Here is a 20,268-nt window from a genome sequence, read left to right as displayed (position 1 = left end):
TGCCGAGGGCGGCGAAAGCGGCCTTGGCCGGGAAGGCGGGATCGGGGCGGCAGAGGGAGAACTTGACGGTCAGATCGTCGACTGCATCGATGCTGGCGATGATGCCGCCATACTCGCAGTCGGCGTCCGCTACCGGTTCCCCGGCCATGGGGGCGCCCAGGTCGACCCATTCGCCGCCTGTGATCTGCGCAACGGAAACGGTACCGGTGCCGCAGTCACCATCGGCCTCGCAGGAGATGTTACCCGACAGACCCTGGTAGTCCTTGGTTGCCCTGACCGCGTCATTCAGAGCCTTGCGGCCGATGTGCAGGTTGCCGTCGGGGTCGATCTGTCCCACTTTGTTGATGGCATTGGCGTACACCTGGACCGCGTCGTAGCTCTGGAGGTGGAAGGGGGCCGGCGGTTCCTCGCCATATTCGGCCAGATAGGCCGCCATGAAGTCCGGAACGCCAGGGCCAGCTTCAGCCGGATTGGCGGCCGAAGCGTAGGTACCTTCAGCAGCGTCGCCGGCCGCTTCGATGAAATCGGTGGCCTTGATACCATCGGCGCCCATGAAGACGACATCTTGCATGCCAATATCTGCCCGCTGGGAGGCCAGGAAGGCACCCTCGGCGACGAAGCCGCCGAAGTAGATCAGCTGGGGATCCGCGCTCTTGATCTTGGTCAAGACCGGGCGCATGTCGACGTCACCGACGTTGACAGCTTCCTGAACGACGATCTCGCCGCCCATATCGATGAAGGCGTTGCCCATCTCGTTGACCAGGCCCTCGCCATACGGAGAACCGTCGTGGATGGTGGCGATCCTGTCAATGCCCAAGGTGTCCTTGATGAACTTGGCAGCTGCGGGGCCCTGAATCGCATCATTCCAGGCCACCCGGTTGGCTGCGTTAAGGCCACGGGCGGTGAAAACTACCGCCGTGCAGGAGGGAGAGACCATGGTATAGTTGCTGGCCTCATAGATGTCCGAGGCGGGGATACAGGAGCTGGAGCACATATGGCCCACCACGGCCACGATATCCTTATCGGCGACGAACTTGTTGGCGATGGCGGTACCGCCTTCGCCCGAGCAGAGGCTATCCTCGATCTGCAGCTCGAGGGCAAAGCCGGGGAAAACCTCGCCGACATCCGCCACGGCCAACTCGGCGCCGCGCTGCTCATCGATGCCGAGTACGTCGATACCGGCGCCTGAGAGGCCGGCCGCGAAGCCCAGCTGGATGGGGCTGCCGGCCTCGACCACGACCACGCCCCAGTCGTCCTCATACGTGAACTCTTCAGCTGGTTTCTCCGCGGGCTCCGCCGCAGGTTCTTCAGCCGGTTCCTCCGCCGGTCCTGCCGGGGCAGGTTCCTCACCAGACGGGCATGCGGTCAGCACCATGCTGGCAATGAGCAGGATGCTGAGAAGAAGTAGAAGCCTCTTCATGGTTTTCGTCCTCCTTTTGACGAGAAATAAAGATTGGAAAATCGTACCACTCGGCAAACAAGGGCTGCTGAGCGGTGTCTTAGACATGGCTTGAGGGTCAAGCCGTTGGCAGAGCACCTGGAAGCCCACAACGATGGGGGATCAAGCGAGTACCGGTGGAACGCCCCTGGTGAAGCGGTGGCAGCACCAAAGGCCGGAAGAGCCAGACGAAACCGACACTCTCTCGGGGATGCTATGTGGTAGAAAAAGAGAGAAGAGGCTGGAAACGCGGCTACAGGTTAAGGAAGCGCGCGAATTATAGACAAATTTTGGCGATTTGTCAAGCAACCTTGCGGGTATCTTCACCAGTGGCAATGGGTCGCTGATTAAGCAGACCTTCGGCGCAGATCAGCACCGATCTTCTAGCTCACGCACCGCCTAGCTAGCTCACGCACCGTCTGCTGACGTCACGCACCGCTTGCTAGGTTCTGTTGACATTTGGTGGACAGTCGTCAAATGACGAACAAAATGGCCGAAATTGAAGCCGAAACGGCTGAATTGGAAACATTGGTCGACCATTTAGTGCAAATTTTCGACATCTTGAGACGAAATCACACTGGATCCGCCTGAAAAATGAAATGTCAACACGCCCTAGCGTGCTGATCTTTTCTTGGATTGATCAGCGTTTATCGGCGTTTATCAGCGGTCATGTTTTTGTTCTTTTAACCGCTGATTAACGCAGACCTCCGGCGCAGATTTCCGCTGATCCTTTTTGCTCAATAAATGAATTCCTGAACGCTGTACCGTGCGAAGCGCGGCGCCCTGTCGGACCATCTTGGCAGGAAGCCCGATTTGATTGCCTCTTCCTGCCGGCGTAGCTCTTCATAGGTCGCCGGAACAATGCCAACCTGGCGAGCCAGATCACCGTAGGCGGAGCCTGGCATCTCCACGAAATCGGAGAGGTATATCAGGTCTTGTTCTGCCAGTGGCATGGCATTGAGAAGGGCCAGCGTCTCTTTCACATGCGCATCAGCATAGCGGGTACCGCCAACCCCGAGCATCAGGATGACACTGGCTTGCAGCCCTGCCGACTTGAGCATGGTCACCGCATCCAGCATCTGTGCTGCGCTGCCAGGTTTGTTCAGCCAGCGCAGCAGGGGATCATGGCCGCTTTCCACGCCGATGGTCACCCGCCGGAGTCCACGCGCCTTCAATTCCTGCCAATCAGCCCTTGATTTTCGGTGCACGTTGAAGGCATCCATGAAGGCGAAGATGGGGAGGGACGCCCTGCCTTCAACCTTGAGCGATTCCTCCAGGACCTGCAACAGAGCCAGCAGACGGCCCATGGGCAGTACCAGCGCATTGGCGTCGCCCAGGAAGATGGACCGTCGCATGGCCACAGCAGGCCCGAAAAAGCCCATCACCGCCGCGACATGTTGGCGAAACTGCTCTGGCGTCTTTGTGCGGAAATGGATGTCCTGATAGAAGGTGCAGAAGGTGCAGGCATTATGGGTGCATCCATGGGTTGCCTGAACCACGAGAGCCAGGTACTGGTCAGGTGGCAGGATGCCGATCGGTGTGTATATCTGCTGAAATTTCTGCCGATTTTCCTGCAGGCGATCCCAACTCCAGCCGGCAATCCTTTCCAGCGACTCCTGGATTGCCGGTGGTGCCTTCGAAGACTGCTCTGATGCCAGTATGGCCCATTGGCGGGCGGAATTCAGCAGTGCGCGACTCTCCGGCTCCGCCAGCCATCGTCGCTGCCGGATCCAGCGGTTATCCACTCGTATGCGCCACTTGCACAGGGTGCGATTGTCCAGGCTGCGGCGATAGTTGAACCCACCCTGAAAGGCGCCATGCAATCGTCCCAGGGGGTCAAAGGTGTAGGAGGGATGTTCCTCGTCGATCAGAAGATTGATGGCGTTGGGGCGGACCATGACACGAATCTGGTGGCCGTTGGCCAGATCATGCTGCCAGCGGACGGGGAAATCATCGCTTGGCGCATGAGTCGTCATGAACGGCTACGGCTCTGGAGAAGGGCTTCTGTCAGGACAATCAAGGCCATGATACCCAGGATCAGGGTGGGATCCAGGAGTCCGGCAAGCTGCAGACCTCCCATCAGCGCCATGCCGACGCCAACCAGGAAACCCTGGCGAATTGCTGCCGTCGTCGTTGGAGGGCTTCCGCCGATCGGCATCCGTCGATGGAGCCAACCCAAAAACGGTGCCAATAGACCGGTCGCGGCCGGGATTATGAGTACCAGAAGAAGGGCAAGATTCTGGGGAGTCGGTGGTTCCGGCCCCACTACCAGCCAGACCATGGCAGCCACGGCAGCGATACCCATCAGCAATAATGTGATATTGAGAAGAAAGCTACGCATTGCAATAGATTTTACACGATGAGGGGCTATCGTCCAAAGCGGTGTCATTCGCCTGTTCAGGTTGGTCACGGTCCTGGCATGTGGTATAATTGCACGGTCACGCAGCAACCCCAAAACGGGATCATGGTTCCGGTGCATTGGCGCTTGTCGCGCATGATCGGAAATTGTGCGTCTTTGAGTCGGCCAGGGATTCGGGCGATTGGTGACAGTGAGAAGACGATGTCGGTGCTTACAGGCAGGAATTTGGGCAGACGCTTCGGCCCGCTGGATGTATTCCAGGGGGTCGATTTGCGCGTGGAGAAGGGGGATCGAATCGGCTTGGTTGGCCCCAACGGTGAAGGAAAGACAACCCTGTTGCGCCTCCTGGCCGGCCTCGATATGCCTGACGAGGGACAGGTCCACCGGATAAGAGGGCTGACCATCGGTTACTTGCCACAAGACCCTCCTCTGCCCGGCGAGCGAACTCTGTGGCAAGATGTGTCCCAGGAATTCGACCACCTGAAACGGCAGGCTGACCGGCTGCACGGGCTCGAGGAACAGATGGCTGATCCCGAGACCTACCTGGAAGCGTTGGCAACTTACGAGCCGCTCCAGGCACGTTTCGAGGCTGCCGGTGGCTATCAATGGGAATTGCGAGTGCGCCAGGTTTTGACCGGCTTGGGCTTTCGTCCGGACGAACACCACATGCCGTTGGCGCATCTGAGCGGTGGTCAACGGACCCGAGGGCTGCTGGCCAGGCTGCTCTTGAATCAACCCGATCTACTGCTGATGGATGAGCCGACAAACCACCTGGATCTGTCCGCAACAGAATGGCTGGAAGGGGTGCTTTTGCAGTGGCAGGGCAGCATGGTGGTTGTCTCCCATGATCGTTACTTCCTGGATCGGGTGGCCACCCGTATCTGGGACCTTGCCAACCAGCGCATGGAGATCTATCGAGGCAACTATAGCCACTATGTACGACAGCGCGCCGATCGACGGGAACGGCTGTCCAGGGAATGGAAGCAGCAGCAGGCCCACATTGCCAAAGAGGAAGACTTTATTCGCCGCAATATCGCGGGACAGAAGACGCGGCAGGCCCAGGGGCGCCGCACGCGCCTGGAGCGTATGGTTCGCGAGGGGGGATTGGTGGAACGCCCCCGGCATGAGCGATCGATTCGGATCCATATGGAGTCGCGGCTGCGCAGTGCCAATCTGGTGTTGCGTTCGCAGGACCTGGCCGTCGGCTATCGCCATCTCGACGGCCAGCCACCGAAACGCGAAGATGTCTCGGGTGGTTTTGAGTATATAGGCGTTCAAGATCCGCCGGCGCCGGCGGACACCCTTTTGTTTCGCAGTGAGGACATCGAACTGCGGCGGGGTGAGCGCGCAGCCTTGCTTGGTCCCAACGGCGCTGGCAAAAGCACCTTCCTGAAGACGATTACGGGGCAGTTGTCACCTTTTTCGGGCAAGCTTCGGGTTGGATCCAGCGTACGGCCCGGCTACCTGGCGCAGGCCCATGCCGGTCTGAGGCCGGATATGACGGTGCTGGATGCCATTCTGGAGAAAGCCCCGCGCCTGAAGGATGGTGAGGCCCGCGGCCTTCTGGGACGCTTTCTGTTTCGCGGCGACGATGTGTTCCAGACCATCGATACGTTGAGCGGCGGACAGCGCAGCCGGGTAGCGTTGGCTCGGCTTACGCTCGAGGGTGCCAATCTCCTGTTGCTGGATGAGCCAACCAATCACCTGGATATCACCTCTCAGGAAATCCTTGAAGCGGTGTTGAATCATTTTCCAGGCACCGTGCTTTTGGTAACCCACGACCGTTATTTGGTCGATGCTGTTGCCACGCAGGTGTGGATGATCCAGGATGGGGCACTGAGGGTCTACAAAGGCAATTATAGCGACTACCTGGCGGCAAAGGCGGCTGAAGATGAGCAACTGGAAGAAGGGGCTGACGCGCAAAGTGCCAGGCTCACCGACTCCCAGCTATATCGAAAACAGGCTCGCGAGACTCGGCGCCAGCGCAAGGCGGCTGAAAGCCAGGTGGTCGAAGCAAAACGGCTTGAAGATCTGATCGAGGCCCTGGAAGAGCGGCTGCAGTCCCTGGGTGCAGAGATTGATCGGGCAGGCGAGAAGCAAGACACAGCGCGTGTTCAACAGCTGGGCCTGGAGTATCAAGCGGTGGATCAACGCCTCCAGCAACTCCTGGAAGAGTGGAGTGGGCTTGGTGGTTAGTGTGATATGACAAAAGCGCCTCTGGTGATTGGACTCACTGGCAACATCGGTACAGGCAAGAGCACTGTTGCCGCAATGCTTGCCGACCTGGGAGCGTTCGTGATCGACGCGGATCGCGAGGCCCATCTTGCCATGGCACCGGGACAGCCTGCCTATCACAAGGTCGTCGAGGAATTTGGCCAGGAGATGGCGCCCCAGGGTGGGCCCATCGACCGGCAGGCACTGGGCCAGATCGTTTTCTCTGATCCCGGCGCGTTGCAGCGACTGGAGGCGATCATGCATCCGGCCGTCTTTGAGCGAACGCAGCAGCTGGTTGCCGCGTCTCCGTCGCCTGTGGTCGTCATCGAGGCCATAAAGTTGCTCGAGGCCGGCATGAGTGTTCGGCTTAGCGACACGATTTGGGTTGTGACTGCTTCCAGGGAAAACCAACTCCGCCGCCTTGTAACAAGGCGCGGATTGCACGAGGCAGAGGCGCTGCAACGAATCGATGCCCAGGCACCGCAGGCCGAAAAGATCGCTCTGGCCGACGTGGTAATCGAAAACAACGGCAGTTTTGCCAATGTGCGCGCTCAGGTTAACCAGGCCTGGAACAACCTGCTGGCAACCGCTGGCCCGGCGCTGCGCATCGATATTGAGGGCCCGGTGGAGAACAGATGAACACGATCGAAAGTTTCTATCAGGAACATCCGGCCATATCGTTGTGGGCGTTGCTTGCGCTGGGCATGGTGATCATCCTGATCATTGCCGCCTGGAACGTGGGCTTTTCTATGACTCAGTGGCTGGCGGTGATAACAGCGACCGTGCTGCTGGCAGGACTGTGCGCGTGGATCATTGGCTGGGAAGACAACGATTTGAAGATCAAGGAAAGCGAAAACGACTAGATGAGTGCAAAGAGAGACTATTATGAGGTGCTGGGCGTGCCCCGCAGTGCCAGTGCCGACGAAATTAAACGATCTTTTCGCCGATTGGCGCGCGAATCTCACCCGGACGTTAACAGAGACGCCGGCGCGGAGGCGCGCTTCAAGGAAATCAATGAAGCCTATGAGGTGTTGAGCAACACCGACAAACGGGCCGCCTACGACCGTTTCGGGCATGCAGGTACTCAAGGAGGTTTTGGAGGGTTTGGTGGCGGTGGATTTGGCGACTTCGGCTCCATTTTCGAGGATCTTTTTGCCGGGATGGGCATGGGAGGCATGGGTGGTCGTGCTTCTCAACGGGGCCCGCGGCGCGGCGCCGATTTGCGCCTCGGAATCAGCCTGACCTTCGAGGAAGCGGTGTTTGGCTGCGAAAAACAGGTTGAAATCACCCGGGCGGAGACGTGTGATCGATGCTTCGGAAGTGGGGCGGAACCGGGTACCAGTCCATTGCGCTGTCCGCAATGCAGCGGCACTGGTGAGATTCAGCGACGCCAACAGAGTATATTTGGCACGGTGTTGACTTCCAGTACCTGTCCCCGTTGCAATGGCACAGGAGAGGTCATTACGACGCCCTGCACTGAATGCCAGGGCCAAAAGCAGGCCCAGAAGGCCCGGACGTTATCGGTGAACATTCCACCAGGGGTTGACGATGGTACCCAAATAAGGCTGGCAGGCGAGGGAAACCAAGGGGTCAGCAACGGACCACCCGGGAATCTCTATGTAGTTTTGACCGTCGAACCACACGATATCTTCAAGAGACGAGATAACGACATATTGATGGAGTTACCTATCAATATGGCCCAGGCTGCCCTGGGTGCGGAGGTGGAAGTGCCGACGTTGGAGGGCAAGGAGACGGTTTCGATCCCGGCCGGGTCTCAGTTCGGACGCACTTTGCGTTTGAAGGGGAAAGGTGTGCCCAATCTGCGGCGCAAGGACCGTCGCGGCGATCAGCTCATAAAGCTGCGGGTCGTTGTTCCAACTAAACTGACTTCGGATCAGAAGAAGTTGCTCAACAAGCTGGGCGACTCCCTGGGAACGGAGCAACTGGGCGACGATCGCGGTTTCTTTGACAAACTTGCCGATGCCATTGGCGACGCGCTGGGGACTTGATTTGAACTGGATCGAAATCAGCGTGGTCTGTGACGGAGAGGCGGCCGAAGCGGTCAGTGAGCTCTTCAATCGTTACAATAAAACGCAAGGCGGCGATGACAACCAAACGGTCGTGGAAATCGGTGGATTCGACTCGGTCGGCCAACTGACCGATCCCCGGGTGACCGTCAAGACCTATCTGCCTGATGACGACAGCGGCTGGGCGACGTGTCACGAGATCGAGCGAGGTGTTTATTTTCTGGGCCGAATCTATCCTGTGCAGGAGCCGCTGGTACGGAAACTGCTGGAGGCGGATTGGGCGACTGCCTGGCAGAAGCACTACAAACCTCTGCGGGTCGGCGAGAGACTGCTGATCCTGCCCGCCTGGCAGGCCGACCCCTTGCCTGAGTCAGACGCTGATCAGGAGCCCTTGCTGCCCATCATTCTCGATCCGGGCATGGCCTTCGGCACGGGCCTGCACCCCAGCAGTCGGCTCTGTTTGGCGGCCCTTGAACGTACTCTTGAACCGGGCGACGCTCTGTTAGACGTAGGCTGTGGCTCGGGAATCCTGTCAATCGGCGCTGCCCGCCTGGGCGCGAGCAGCATCCTGGCGACGGACACTGACCCGATCGCCGTGACCGCCACTTTCGAAAACTGCCGGCGCAATGGCGTCGACCACCTGGTCACAGCGCGGGTTGGGTCGTTGCCCGATCCGCTGGAGCGGGTGGATGGATGGCCCGTGATTGTGGTGAACATCCTGGCTGGCGTGATTGTCGGGCTGTTGGACGCTGGCCTGGCGCAGTTGCTGGCTGAGAACGGAAAGCTGATTTTGAGCGGGATCATCGAAGACCAGTCGGATACGGTCGTTTCCGCTCTGGTACACCATGGGCTAAGCGTATGCGAGCGCCAGCAGGAGGGTGACTGGATGGCTTTTGTGGCAGGCAGAACAGCCTGTAACCCGGAGGCGGGATAACGCATCGAAAAGAAATCAGCGAAAATCTGCGTAATCAGCGGTTAGTGTCTTCCGACTCCAATTCTATTCTATATGGTAAAATCAAGGTGCCAACGTCGTGAACAGGGTAAGAGAATTCACAGTGGGCGCGTCTGAAAGACGGCAGGATCATGGAGGTCCTAATACAAGGAGAGCAATTTTATGGGCGATAACAATGTTGAGAAAGTCATTATCATAGGCAGTGGCCCGGCAGGGTATAGTGCTGCGTTGTATGCCGCGCGGGCGGACCTGAATCCGATCGTGTTTACCGGCAACGAGATCGGTGGACAGGTGGCCATCACCACGGAGGTTGAGAATTACCCCGGCTTTCCGGATGGCCTTTCTGGCCCCGAATTGGTGGAACGCTTTCAGAAGCAGGCGGAGAAGTTCGGCGCTCGCATTGAGTACGACTGGGTGAGCGAGGTCGATCTTTCCCAACACCCCTTTGTTGTTCGAACGGCAACCGATAAGGAGTATCGAGCTGAGACCGTGATCGTTTCCACCGGTGCTACGCACCGCCGCCTGGGTGTGCCTGGTGAAGAAGAGTACACCGGGTTGGGCGTCAGCTATTGTGGCACCTGTGATGGATTCTTCTTCCGGAATAAGGATATCGTCGTGGTTGGTGGTGGCGATAGCGCCATGGAAGAAGGCCTGTTCCTGACCAAGTTCGCCGACAAAGTGACGGTTGTTCACCGCCGGGACGAATTACGGGCCGGCAAGATCATGCAGAACCGGGCTTTCAATAACCCCAAGATGGATTGGCTGTGGAGCCATGTAGTGGAAAGTGTCAACGCCACTGCCGGTGAGGAGGGCATGCCGTCCAAGGTGTCATCGGTGACCGTCAAGAATCTGAAAACGGGCGAGTTGTACGATTATCCGGTCGAAGGGGTGTTCATCTTCATCGGTCACACACCCAATTCGCAGATCGTTGAGGGCAAGCTGGCAGTGGATGAAGCTGGCTATATCATCACCGACAAAAAATACCACACCAGCGTCCCGGGCGTGTTTGCTGCCGGCGAAGTCCAGGACAGTGTCTTCCGCCAGGTGGTGACCTCTGCAGGCCAAGGTGCCGGCGCAGCCATGCAAGCCGAGCGTTTCCTGGCTGAACTGGAGGATACCTCCTACGACGAGCTGGCCGAACAGGAGAAACAGTCAGAGCTTGTCCCGGCCTGATTTCCACTTTCATTGACAAACACAGTGCCCCGAGGGATCAACCTTCGGGGCTTTTTCTATTGAATGGTGGGTTCTGTCACGCTGGTAGCGTGACCTACGGTTGGTGACACGCGGTTCTGGCATGCGAGGACGGCGTAGGTCCGGCTACCAGCCGGACGATGCCTTTTCACTGTCAATCAACTCCACCAACACCTGTTTGGCTGCCTGCGCGGCGTGCCCCCGGTGGCTGATGCGGTTTTTATGGTCTGGCTGTAGCTCCGCCATTGTCAGCTGGAAATCGGTATCGGCAACCAGAAATACCGGATCATAACCGAAGCCATGGTCCCCTCTTGGCGCGCGGCCGATACGTCCTTCGCAGACGCCACTGGTGGTGCGAACAGCACCCTGGGGAGTCGCCAGCGCGACCACGCACTGAAAACGAGCGGCTCTGGCGTCGTCGGGTACAGGCGCCATTCGCTTCAACAGCAGTTGCCAGCGATCCTTGTCACTGCGGGCGGCCGGCGCTCCGTAGCGCGCCGATCGAACACCCGGAGCGCCGGCCAGCGCGTCGACCTCCAGGCCTGAGTCGTCTGCCCAGGTGAGCAGCCCGCTGGCTTCGGCGTACACCTGTGCCTTCATCACTGCGTTTTCCTCGAAGGTCTCACCGGTTTCCTTGACATCAAGCGTGATTCCCTCGGCATCCAGGTAGGTGACTTCCAGTTGAAGATCGGCAAGCAGTGAACGATACTCACGTACCTTGCCCTGGTTATGGGTTGCGATCAAAAGCTTTGTGTCAGGCATCCTTTTACTTTCCTGTGTCGGAGGGAACGCTGGCCGCGGACGGCCGATGACAGACCCATCATGCGCGCACGCCTACTGATCCGAAACGCTCTTCTTCTGGGAGAGAGAATTGACCTGCTTCCGATGATAACATATAATCGGCTACGCCAGAAGTTGTGGCACTGAACATCGAGGCGCGTAGGAGGTCCACGGATGCCCGACTATCCTCTTCGCATCTTCAGTGGGACGGCAAACCGAGCGCTTGCTGAGGAGATTGCACGGATTCTCAAGCAGGATTCGCTTGGCAATTGCACGACCACTCACCTGCCGGACAGCGAAATCCACGTCAAACTCGACGAACTGGTTCGTGGTGATGATGTGTTTCTGATCCAACCCTGCCCGGAGCCGGTTAACGATCATTTGATGGAGTTACTGCTCTATCTGGATGCGTTCCGCCGGGCTTCGGTCCACAGTGTGACCGTGGTCGTTCCCTACTTTCCTTACGCCAGGCAGGAACGCATGGCAATGGGCCGCGAGGCGATCAGCGCGCGTGTGGTGGCAAGAATGATGCAGGAACTTGGGGCAGGCCGGGTGGTGTATGTAGACATCCATGCCGAGGCGATCCAGGGTTTCTTTGACATCCCGGTGGATCCCCTGTCAGCTCGCAAAGTGCTGGCGTCCCATTTCCGCGATGATCCCAGGTTCGAGAATGCGGTTGTTGTATCGCCTGATGTTGGCCGTGCCAAGCTGGCCGGTCGTTTTGCTGAGTTGCTCCGCCTGCCCCTGGCCCTGATGCACAAGCGGCGGCAGGGATTCGATCAGGTGCGCACCACCCACGTGGTTGGCGATATCAAGGATAAGATTCCGATTGTCCTCGACGATGTGATTGCAGGCGGCAGTGTGCTGACCCAACTGGAAGGTTTGCTGGATGCCGGTGCCAGGCCGGAGATGTACCTGGCGATCACCCATCCGGTGCTTCTTCCCAGTGCCCTTGAGCATCTGGACCGGCTGGATTATATCAAGCAACTCGTTGTTACCAATACTATCCATGTGCCGCCGAATAAGCGCCATGCCAAGGTGGTAGTGAAGTCGGTCGCGCCACTGTTGGCCGAGACGATCTACCGGATCTGGTCACGGCGGTCCATTAGCCCTTTGCTCCAGCGACCCCAGGATGAGCGAGTTCCCCCGCTCTTGAGGATTGCTCAGGAGTCCCTTGAGGACCATGAGATGATGGAGCGGTTTGAAGGAGAAAACTCTCTTGAATCCATGGCTTGATTTATATGCCCCTGTGATCGCCATCGCGGCCGGTGTTGCCGCGCTACTGGCACTGATCTGGTCATTCACCCTTTCCCGGCGACTCCGCACCCTGGAGCAGAGCTATGACTCACTGGTGCAGGGTACTGAGGGTGGCAATCTGGAGCAGGTGCTGAATGCCCATCTTGACAATGTGCGGGCGGCAGTTGAACGATCCTCCAACGCCTGGGAGACAGCTACCAGGGTCGAACGAGCCGGGCGAGGCCACGTGCAACATGTGGCCGTTGTGCGTTATAATCCATTTGATCGCACCGGAGGAGACCAGTCATTTGTGCTGGCTATGATCGACGAGGATGGCAACGGAGCGGTCGTCAACAGTCTGCATGCCCGGGATGGTACCCGAATCTACGCGAAACCGCTGGTGGATTGGGATTCTACCTACATGCTTACCGACGAGGAACGCGATGCTATTGCCAGAGCGCGGGGTTAAAACCGGGATCGAAGACAGCATGAAACCTGTTTCAAGCGGGAAGTTGATTGAAAGCCTGCTGTATTGAAAGGACCTTGAGATGTTCAGCAAGGAACGCAGACCTGATCCGGACGTAATCGATGTAACGATTGGCCCAAGAGCTACCTTCAGCGGCAACCTGCGCTGTGACGGCAGTGTGCGCATCGAGGGCGTGATGGAAAGTGGTGAGATCGAGACATTGGGCAACGTCATTATTGCCAATAGCGCCAAAGTGGTGGGCGATATCAAGGCCCGGACTGTGTCCATTTCAGGAGCTTACAAGGGCGTGATAGATGCGAAGCGGGTCGAGCTGCTGGAGGGTGGTCGGGCCTGGGGAACGATCAAGGTCGTCTCCTTCCTTTTGGATGACGGCGCCTATCTTCGCGGGGAGTTGGTCATGCAGGAAGAAACCCCTGTTGAGCCCTTCGCTCTGCCACGGGGAGAGACAACTATTCCTGTTCAGGAGACCGCCGAGCAGGCAGGTCGATAGTCGCCGGTTCTTCCTCGGAGTCTCAGAGTTTCAGGGTCGCAGCGTCGTAAAGTCTCCGTGTCCTCTCTCCCCGCGTCCCCGTGTCTCCCCATCCCCGCGTCTTCCCATCCCCGTGTCTCCATATCTCCGTGTCGCTGTCCGCGGTCTGCCGTCTTCCGAAGGCCGTGTCGCAAAGGCAGGCTGTTCTGTCCTGGTCAGTCGGCGTACGCCCGGCGTGGTCGTTGCTTGCTTTCATAGGCCCGCCCTGGACGCCAGCTTCGCCTGCCCTGTACTAAACCAAGAATTGCCACGAAAGCGAATCCCAATACGTAAAGCAACAGGAAGGGCACGGCATAGCTGTGGCCGCGTGCCATGGCAACGGCCACGGTCAACAACCCGTAGGCCGACAGGAACAACTCGCCAACCACAACGCCGGTTACTGGCAAGGCGTAGCGCTTGTTCTGCCACTGATCCTGTCGACTTTCCAGGTGAAATTTCGGCGTGCGCCGAAAGCCAGGTGAGCGATCGGTCAGCCCTCTCGCGACGGCGATCGTATTGCTAAGGGCGATACCCGTGCCAAGGAATACCAGCAACGGCAGCCTTGTCAGCCGAAATAGCCAGTTGCGGTCACCTGTCTCATTGTAATACAGTTTCTGCTGCGAGACCACGTAGAGCAGGGGAGGCCCGATGCTTGCCAGACCCAGGTAGGCCATCAGCCAGCGCAACGGTCCTATTTCCATTGCGTCAAACCAGAGCAAGGGCAGTGTCAGCAATAGAAGTAACAGCATCAGCGGGTGGCAGAAATAGGCACCCAGGTGGATCAGGCCTTCGAAGCGGTGCAATAAGGGCCGCTCCGAGGTCGCAACTTGAGCACCAAGTTTTCTGAAGGTTTGGATCGAACCGGTTGCCCAACGCGCCTGTTGTTGCTTAAAGGCTGCCAGCTGGGGAGGAATCTCGGCCGGTGAGACCACATCAGGAAGGTAAATACCCCGCCATCCGGCCAGTTGGGCGCGATAGCTCAGGTCCAGATCCTCGCAGAGAGTATCTGGTTGCCAGCCTCCTGCAGTCTCAATGCACGACTTTCGCCAGACGCCGCCGGTGCCGTTAAAACCGAAAAACCAGCCATTCTGGCAGCGGGCGACCTGTTCGACTACGAAATGGCCGTCGAGGGCGATGGCCTGCGCGCCTGTGAGCATTGAGTAGGTGTCGTTGAGATGGCCCCACCGGGTTTGCAGGAAACCGGCAATCGGATCTGCGATTAATTGAGGAACCGTTCGTCTGAGGAAATCAGGAGAGGGCACAAAATCCGCATCGAATATGGCAATCAGTTCACCCTTGACGTGGTTGAGGGCATCGTCAAGCGCGCCTGCTTTGAAGCCGGGGCGCTCGCTGCGATGCAGGAGTTGAATGTCAAGCCCTTGAAGTCTGTATTTGTCGACACAGGCAGCCGCCAGCGCCGTGGTCTCATCGATTGAGTCGTCGAGGATCTGAATCTGCAGGCGATCGCGAGGATAGTCGAGGGCTGCCACTGAACTGATCAGGCGCTCCACGACGTGCAATTCGTTGAAAATGGGCAGCTGGACAGTTACGACCGGCCAGTTTTCCGGTCGACATAGCTCCGGTTCCTGACCGCGTTGTTGCCGCGCGTACGCGTAAGTGAGGGTCAAAAACAGTGTGTTGGCGCCGTAGACTGCCAAAAGAATGGCAATTGTGGCATGGATCAGGGAAACAACCAGCACGAGCTCTCTCCAAGGTTCTGATTTTTTCTATTGGCCGGTGAAACGGGCCTGGACGAGAAAGTATAGCACTGCGGAGACGAACAGCCAAAAGTTGGTCTGATCGAAACACATCGATGCCGATATTTGACAGGAATGGCCGGGTAGCGCGGACTCCTGTCTTTTGACACCTCGCGATCCTGCGACCCTGAAACTCTGGCACTCTGGCACTCTGATACTCTGACCTCCGACTTTCTGCGCCCGCCCGCCGACGAACGTTATCGGCGTCACGAATGCACGAATAACGCTCGCCTGTAGACGTCCAGTGTCTGTCGTGCCGTCTCCTGCCAGCTGAAGGCAGCCGCGCGCCGGAGGCCTCTGGTCCGCAGCCTATTGGCCAGTTCGGTTTCGCCGAGCACGCGCACGAGAGCGGTTGTCAGGGCGTCGACATCGTAGGGATCGACCAGGAGTGCAGCATCACCGGCCACCTCAGGCAATGAGGAGAGCTTACTGGTAATGACAGGTGTGCCGCTGGCCATCGCTTCGAGCACTGGAAGCCCAAACCCTTCACAGGTCGATGGAAAGAGCAGCACATCGGCCTGCCGATATAGGCGAGCCAGGGATTCCTGCGAGACCTGCTCTTTTCGTCGAATCCGCGCCAGATCAAGTTCAGGGTGTTTAGCCTGAACTTGCCTGTCAGTTCGACTATCCTTGCCAACCATGATCATGTGATGGGGCAAGGTTGTCGCCTGGCAGAATCGGGAAAAGGCGGCCAGTGCAGCGCAGCGGTTTTTGTTGCGGTAATCGCCGCCGACGAAAAGGATATATGGGGGTTCCTGGGCTGGCTCTTCGGCAGCAGGGGGATGGAAGACAGTCCGATCGACTCCTTCCGGCACCACGATGCAGCGTTCCGGAGACACGTCCATGAAACTGATCGCATCCTGCCGGGTTGCTTCGCTTACACAGATCAACGTTGTGGCCCGTCTGGCCATACGTATCTGCTGGTCGTACCACCACCGATTAATGGCTTTGTTGTTGAACAGGGCAGGAACGTGCAGTGGAATGAAATCGTGCAGGGTCACGACCATGGGCATGGCAGAATGCCGGGGAACACCGGGCACACTGAGGGCCGCCACGAATCCTGGAGAGTGAAACAGGTCACCTTTTTCGCGAGCCAGAAGTCCCGGCAGGTGACCCTGGTGGCTGGCAAGGGCGGTGAGCCGGCCAAGCAGCGGTCGGGGCAAATGGAGCAAGGTCACATTTGCTGGCAGCGATTGAAATACCGGATCAAGGCCGGGGCTCTCAGCTCCGGATGACCCACCGTTGAGGTGAACGATCAACCGGTATTCGTTTTTGCTGTCCAGGGCAATCAGGGCGCGCAGGAGATTGCGCGTATATGTACCGACACCTCGGTGGCGATGGCCGGTCTGCAAGGGTGTTGCATCGAATAGAATACGCATAGCTCGCGACGATTGTCTTAAGAGCCAGGGCTGGGCGAGGGTTCGGGACGATCGATTCTTATCTGCACGGTGTTTGGTATCATAGTCGTATTCAGAACCTCGGGCGCGATCAGCGTGGGTATCAATTCGTGGGTTCCCGGCCCTAACTCACTGATATCGACGATGGCTCGCACCAGTTTTGGATCGGCATTGATCTGATTCAGCACTGGCAAGGGGCCCGACAGAAGCACGTCCACCGAAGCAGGGCTGGTGCTGACAGCATCTCCGGGCCGGGCACCTGTGACCTCTACTGGCACAGTCAGTCGTAGATTACCCGGTTGGGGCACGACGGTGATGGTGACGTCCACGCTGCCTTCGGTAACACCACTTTCATTTAGCGCCGAGATACCTGGTGGTGGGGCGAGCGGTACACGGCGCACAATATCTCCGGCCGCGCCGGCGACGTTAATGGGCACTGTGTCCACAATGCCGCCCATCTCATCCAGGACCGACCGGGGTCCAAGCAGGGTTACAGAACTGGGATCGGGCGTGATATTGCTGATCCAGTAGCCGGGAGCAACCGTGCCGGTTATCACGACATGGACCGGCGCGTCGCGCGTATTGAATTGCTGCCGGATCGGGACCGTCACTCGCACAGCGTCGGGATCAGCGGTCAGTCCGGGCAGTACATTCCCGTCGCTGTCCTTGAGCACGACGGTTGGCCCGTCCGTCACAGTGGTACGCGAGCCATCGATGGAAACCGTTACCTGGGCCCGGGCCAGATTCTCCATGGCCGTAGCCGGACCGGAAACCTGCACCGATGGTGGCTCTACAATCGCTTCACCCGAAATGGCATAGGAGAATGGCAGGCTGTCCCGATCGGGAATTATGACTGTCACAGTCATCGGCTGGGATGTCACCGGCTGCAGCTCTACGTCCAGCACCTCTGGCTTCACCTCAACCACGCGCACCTTTTCATCACCCCCGCGGACTTCCACGGGCACGTGGTGAACATCAGCATCTAAACCTTTCAGGTCGACTATGGCCCGGAAACTCTGTTCGGATAGACTGGCCATGATATCCTGAGGCGCCTGTATCTCGGCCATCACCGTAAGTGGTACATCGGTAACCACAGACATGCCCTCCGGAAGATTGGTAAGTCGCAAGGGAATGCCACCAATGGTTTCCTCTTGCGGCGGGTTTACCTGATCTGCAACAAGCAGCCAGGTAGCAACCGCCAGCAGGACCGCGATCAAAAAAGTCGCCAGATAGCGTAGTATCTGCTCGAGTCGATCCCGGTTGGATTTGTTGCTGGAAGTGCGCCGTGACAGCCAGCGCTCGCGCAACGATGTTACGTTGGCGAGCCCATTAGCCGATGCCTGCAAGGGATCATAGAAGCGGTAGAGCCGGTCTCTGAGAGCTGTGGGGTCCAGGTTGCGATACAGCCGACCGTTCTCGGCAATCGAGATCTGGCCTGTTTCCTCAGAAACGACAATGGCCAGACAGTCGGCGCGCTCACTGATTCCCATGGCAGCGCGGTGGCGCGTTCCCTGGGACATGCCTTCCGGCAGCACTTGCTCGCTCAACGGCAGGACGCAGGCCGCTGCAGTAATCTCATCCTCGCTGGTGATGACAGCGCCATCGTGGAGGGGCGTACGATCCTCGAAAATCGTTTCCAATAGATCTGCGCTAAGGGCTGCGTGAAGAGGAATACCGGTGTCGGCGACATCGCTCAAGCTGGTTTCGCCTTCGAGCACGATGAGTGCGCCAATACGCCGGTTGGAAAGATTGCTGGTGGCTCTGATCAGCTTGGGAACATTCTGAACGCCAAGTTCAGTAGGCCGGATTCTGAGGAATCCGAAGGACCGGCCCAGGCGCTCCAACGCTCGGCGCAATTCGGGTTGAAAAATGAGCGGCACGGCCACCAGGCTGAGTATCAAGGCGGTTCGAAGCAGGAATGTGAAGGTGGGTAGTTGCAGCAGGGCGGAAACCGCCACGGCCACCAATGCGATTAACAGCACACCGCGCAACAGCACCGCCGCTTGACTGCGACGAAGCAGCAGTAATATCAGAAAGAATGTGATGGAGACCAACAGAAGGTCGAGTACGACCTGTGGCTGTTGTAGGCTGTAGACCAGGTATGCCAGGTTTTCTGGCAGACCCTCCAATGTGAGAAAATCAAACATGTCTTATGAAGGCTCGACCAGGGTAAAGATGGCAACACCTCGTATGAGCCATTCCGGATCGTGGAGCACGATCTGCACCAATGGTCTGGCAAGCCAATGCTCGCTATCAGGAAAGGCAAAGGCCAACTGGATCGCACCTTCCGTGCTGACGGCCGCAGTGACCTCTTCCAGTTCTTCAGCCATCGACGCGTCAGTGCCTGGTTCCAGAAGCGCAAGGCCAACGGTAATGCCCGGCTCCCAGCCTTCGCTTGTAACCGAGATCACGGTGCCGGCCCACCCTTCCTCAGGGTCAAGGGCAATGACGCGAAGATCAGGGGTTGGGGTTGTGGTCGGGGTAACCGTAGCCGTTTCCGTTGGGGCGGGCGTCTCGGTGAGGGTTGGCGACGGTGAAGGTGTGGTCGTCGGCGCACTGGTCGGTTCGCTGGGTGGCATCGCCGTGGTGGTTGGGTCCGGTGGCGGACTCTCCTCGGCCATTGCCTGCCAGGACAGGTTCATATGGGCCTGGCCCACCATTTCATGATAGTGTACCGCAATGTTGTGATTGCCACCTTCAGCTAACATCCTGGTGGCGGTGATCACCTGACTTCCTTCGGTATCCCAGCCATCCAACAGGAGTTGGCCGTCAAAAAACATTCGGGCACCATCGTCAGCGTCAAGAGAAAACAAATAATCACCCGGTTCGAAGTGCAAATCCCGCTTCCATTCTGCTGAGAATTCATCTTCGGAAAGTATTCCGGGCAACGGGCTGCCGCTGCCCCAATCGAAGACAATGGAAGGATCGTTCCGTACTACGACCGGGGTTCCTACCATGGCCATGTTATCGTAGTAGGCTGCGCGCCAGTCGGGGAAGCCATCAGAAACTTCCCGGCGAAGGATCAGGTACGCATCACCATCGGTATCGAAGTACTCGAGCACAACCTTGTGATCGCCTGGCAAAAGATCGATATCGGTTGAGGAGACGAACCCACCCGGGGGGACATCCCACCGGTCGATCCAGAGGATATCGTCGATGTACAGACGCGCACCACCGTCAGCCTGAACGATAAATCTGAAACGCTGGCCTGGCAGGGAAATCTGCCGGGTCCAACGCGCCGAAAAACTATCCGCCGGCAGTCGGGCATCTGGCGCGTTGGCGCCCCAATTGAAGGACAACTCGCTTTCTTCCCGGACGAATTCCGGAGCCCCGGAAAGGCTGGTGTTGGCGAAATATTCGGCTTGCCAGCCGCCGCTATACGCAGGAATGGGTGTCTCCGTCGCAACGGCAATCGCCGTCGGTGTGGCGGGACTATCTCTGACCGCCGGCCGATTTGCCTGAGTCGGGAGAGGCGCGGAGGCATGGGGGTCTTTTAGCACGCGAAACTCTTTGACTGCGGATAAACCGGAGTCCAATCCCAGGCCCACGAAGGCCGTTTGACCATCTTTCAGCTGTTGGCCTACCTTCACCTCGGTTGTGAAAGTCCCCGCACGATCTGCGTGTTCAATCGCCAGGGCGGTTTCGGGAGTACAGGAGGGATTCCCCGGCCGCGACAGGCAAACCGCGATCTTCTCATTGCCTGACCAACCATCTCCGGCGATGCGAACCCAGGTGTCTTCGTTCGCCCGGCCTGCAGCAGGTATTAGCCGGAGCTCTGGCTGGCGTTCTGGACGCAAGGTTTGAAAAAGACCGAACAGCAGCAGTCCGATGACAGCCGCTCCACAGGCAATCGCAAAGAGCATCAGGAAGGGCTGCCACCTCCTGCCCGGACGCCCTGTTTCAGCATCCTGAGACGCCATTG

At 58.3% G+C, this 20,268-nt stretch carries 17 protein-coding genes; 9 read left to right on the top strand and 8 right to left on the bottom strand.

Going from position 1 to position 20,268, the window contains the following annotated elements:
* The 3 genes from U9R25_17380 to U9R25_17370 form a co-directional block, all read right to left on the bottom strand.
* Positions 1-1,420: branched-chain amino acid ABC transporter substrate-binding protein (locus U9R25_17380; protein ID MEA3337672.1), on the bottom strand; the 1,420-nt coding region annotated here is incomplete at its 3' end.
* 755 nt (positions 1,421-2,175) lie between these two features.
* Complete coding sequence (locus U9R25_17375) at positions 2,176-3,414, bottom strand: radical SAM protein (protein ID MEA3337671.1); 1,239 nt, start codon at positions 3,412-3,414, stop codon at positions 2,176-2,178.
* Complete coding sequence (locus U9R25_17370) at positions 3,411-3,779, bottom strand: hypothetical protein (GenBank protein MEA3337670.1); 369 nt, start codon at positions 3,777-3,779, stop codon at positions 3,411-3,413. Before U9R25_17370 ends, U9R25_17375 begins: the two co-directional genes overlap by 4 nt.
* A gap of 219 nt (positions 3,780-3,998) precedes the next feature.
* On the opposite strand from U9R25_17370, the gene U9R25_17365 reads away from it, so the two are divergent.
* From U9R25_17365 to trxB, 6 genes are all read left to right on the top strand, one after another.
* Positions 3,999-5,993, top strand: a complete 1,995-nt coding sequence (locus U9R25_17365) for an ABC-F family ATP-binding cassette domain-containing protein (GenBank protein ID MEA3337669.1) — start codon at positions 3,999-4,001, stop codon at positions 5,991-5,993.
* A gap of 6 nt (positions 5,994-5,999) precedes the next feature.
* The gene (gene coaE / locus U9R25_17360) at positions 6,000-6,650 is read left to right on the top strand and encodes a dephospho-CoA kinase (protein MEA3337668.1); all 651 of its coding nucleotides are present in this window, start codon (positions 6,000-6,002) and stop codon (positions 6,648-6,650) included.
* Positions 6,647-6,874 carry a hypothetical protein gene (locus U9R25_17355; protein MEA3337667.1) on the top strand — a complete coding sequence of 76 codons (228 nt, stop codon included), beginning with the start codon at positions 6,647-6,649 and terminating at the stop codon, positions 6,872-6,874. The genes coaE and U9R25_17355 overlap by 4 nt, the downstream gene beginning before the upstream one ends.
* On the top strand, positions 6,875-8,020 hold the full coding sequence (dnaJ, locus tag U9R25_17350) for a molecular chaperone DnaJ (protein ID MEA3337666.1): 1,146 nt from the start codon (positions 6,875-6,877) through the stop codon (positions 8,018-8,020).
* A gap of 1 nt (position 8,021) precedes the next feature.
* On the top strand, positions 8,022-8,972 hold the full coding sequence (gene prmA / locus U9R25_17345; GenBank protein ID MEA3337665.1) for a 50S ribosomal protein L11 methyltransferase: 951 nt from the start codon (positions 8,022-8,024) through the stop codon (positions 8,970-8,972).
* Positions 8,973-9,152: 180 nt separating this feature from the next.
* Positions 9,153-10,163, top strand: a complete 1,011-nt coding sequence (trxB, locus tag U9R25_17340; GenBank protein MEA3337664.1) for a thioredoxin-disulfide reductase — start codon at positions 9,153-9,155, stop codon at positions 10,161-10,163.
* A 144-nt stretch (positions 10,164-10,307) separates the two neighbouring features.
* Here the strand turns inward: trxB and rdgB are convergent, their stop codons facing one another.
* Entirely contained in the window at positions 10,308-10,943 is a 636-nt protein-coding gene (gene rdgB, locus U9R25_17335) for an RdgB/HAM1 family non-canonical purine NTP pyrophosphatase (GenBank protein MEA3337663.1), read from the bottom strand.
* A gap of 192 nt (positions 10,944-11,135) precedes the next feature.
* On the opposite strand from rdgB, the gene U9R25_17330 reads away from it, so the two are divergent.
* From U9R25_17330 to U9R25_17320, 3 genes are all read left to right on the top strand, one after another.
* Entirely contained in the window at positions 11,136-12,197 is a 1,062-nt protein-coding gene (locus U9R25_17330) for a ribose-phosphate pyrophosphokinase (protein MEA3337662.1), read from the top strand.
* Positions 12,181-12,666, top strand: coding sequence for a DUF4446 family protein (locus U9R25_17325; GenBank protein MEA3337661.1), 486 nt, complete (start codon positions 12,181-12,183; stop codon positions 12,664-12,666). The genes U9R25_17330 and U9R25_17325 overlap by 17 nt, the downstream gene beginning before the upstream one ends.
* A 79-nt stretch (positions 12,667-12,745) precedes the next feature.
* Entirely contained in the window at positions 12,746-13,174 is a 429-nt protein-coding gene (locus tag U9R25_17320; GenBank protein ID MEA3337660.1) for a polymer-forming cytoskeletal protein, read from the top strand.
* 194 nt (positions 13,175-13,368) lie between these two features.
* Here U9R25_17320 and U9R25_17315 read toward each other — a convergent pair whose 3' ends face one another.
* From U9R25_17315 to U9R25_17300, 4 genes are all read right to left on the bottom strand, one after another.
* On the bottom strand, positions 13,369-14,892 hold the full coding sequence (locus U9R25_17315; GenBank protein MEA3337659.1) for a cellulose synthase family protein: 1,524 nt from the start codon (positions 14,890-14,892) through the stop codon (positions 13,369-13,371).
* A 263-nt stretch (positions 14,893-15,155) separates the two neighbouring features.
* On the bottom strand, positions 15,156-16,328 hold the full coding sequence (locus tag U9R25_17310) for a glycosyltransferase family 1 protein (protein ID MEA3337658.1): 1,173 nt from the start codon (positions 16,326-16,328) through the stop codon (positions 15,156-15,158).
* 17 nt (positions 16,329-16,345) lie between these two features.
* Entirely contained in the window at positions 16,346-18,493 is a 2,148-nt protein-coding gene (gene cdaA / locus U9R25_17305) for a diadenylate cyclase CdaA (protein ID MEA3337657.1), read from the bottom strand.
* 3 nt (positions 18,494-18,496) lie between these two features.
* A complete protein-coding gene (locus tag U9R25_17300) occupies positions 18,497-20,266 on the bottom strand; it encodes a PA14 domain-containing protein (GenBank protein ID MEA3337656.1) in 1,770 nt (589 codons plus the stop codon).
* Between the last annotated feature and the right edge of the window lie 2 nt (positions 20,267-20,268).

The organism is Chloroflexota bacterium, from assembly GCA_034717495.1.
In the GTDB taxonomy this organism is placed as follows: domain Bacteria; phylum Chloroflexota; class Anaerolineae; order JAAEKA01; family JAAEKA01; genus JAYELL01.
Note: the sequence above shows the minus strand (reverse complement) of the source record. Positions and strands in the feature narration are given on the sequence as shown.

Coding starts and splice junctions, on each gene's coding strand:
- U9R25_17370 (MEA3337670.1), bottom strand. CDS start 3,779: ATGCGTAGCTTTCTTCTCAATATCACATTATTGCTGATGGGTATCGCT.
- U9R25_17355 (MEA3337667.1), top strand. CDS start 6,647: ATGAACACGATCGAAAGTTTCTATCAGGAACATCCGGCCATATCGTTG.
- dnaJ (MEA3337666.1), top strand. CDS start 6,875: ATGAGTGCAAAGAGAGACTATTATGAGGTGCTGGGCGTGCCCCGCAGT.
- trxB (MEA3337664.1), top strand. CDS start 9,153: ATGGGCGATAACAATGTTGAGAAAGTCATTATCATAGGCAGTGGCCCG.
- U9R25_17320 (MEA3337660.1), top strand. CDS start 12,746: ATGTTCAGCAAGGAACGCAGACCTGATCCGGACGTAATCGATGTAACG.
- U9R25_17375 (MEA3337671.1), bottom strand. CDS start 3,414: ATGACGACTCATGCGCCAAGCGATGATTTCCCCGTCCGCTGGCAGCAT.
- U9R25_17310 (MEA3337658.1), bottom strand. CDS start 16,328: ATGCGTATTCTATTCGATGCAACACCCTTGCAGACCGGCCATCGCCAC.
- U9R25_17300 (MEA3337656.1), bottom strand. CDS start 20,266: ATGGCGTCTCAGGATGCTGAAACAGGGCGTCCGGGCAGGAGGTGGCAG.
- U9R25_17365 (MEA3337669.1), top strand. CDS start 3,999: ATGTCGGTGCTTACAGGCAGGAATTTGGGCAGACGCTTCGGCCCGCTG.
- cdaA (MEA3337657.1), bottom strand. CDS start 18,493: ATGTTTGATTTTCTCACATTGGAGGGTCTGCCAGAAAACCTGGCATAC.
- rdgB (MEA3337663.1), bottom strand. CDS start 10,943: ATGCCTGACACAAAGCTTTTGATCGCAACCCATAACCAGGGCAAGGTA.
- coaE (MEA3337668.1), top strand. CDS start 6,000: ATGACAAAAGCGCCTCTGGTGATTGGACTCACTGGCAACATCGGTACA.
- U9R25_17330 (MEA3337662.1), top strand. CDS start 11,136: ATGCCCGACTATCCTCTTCGCATCTTCAGTGGGACGGCAAACCGAGCG.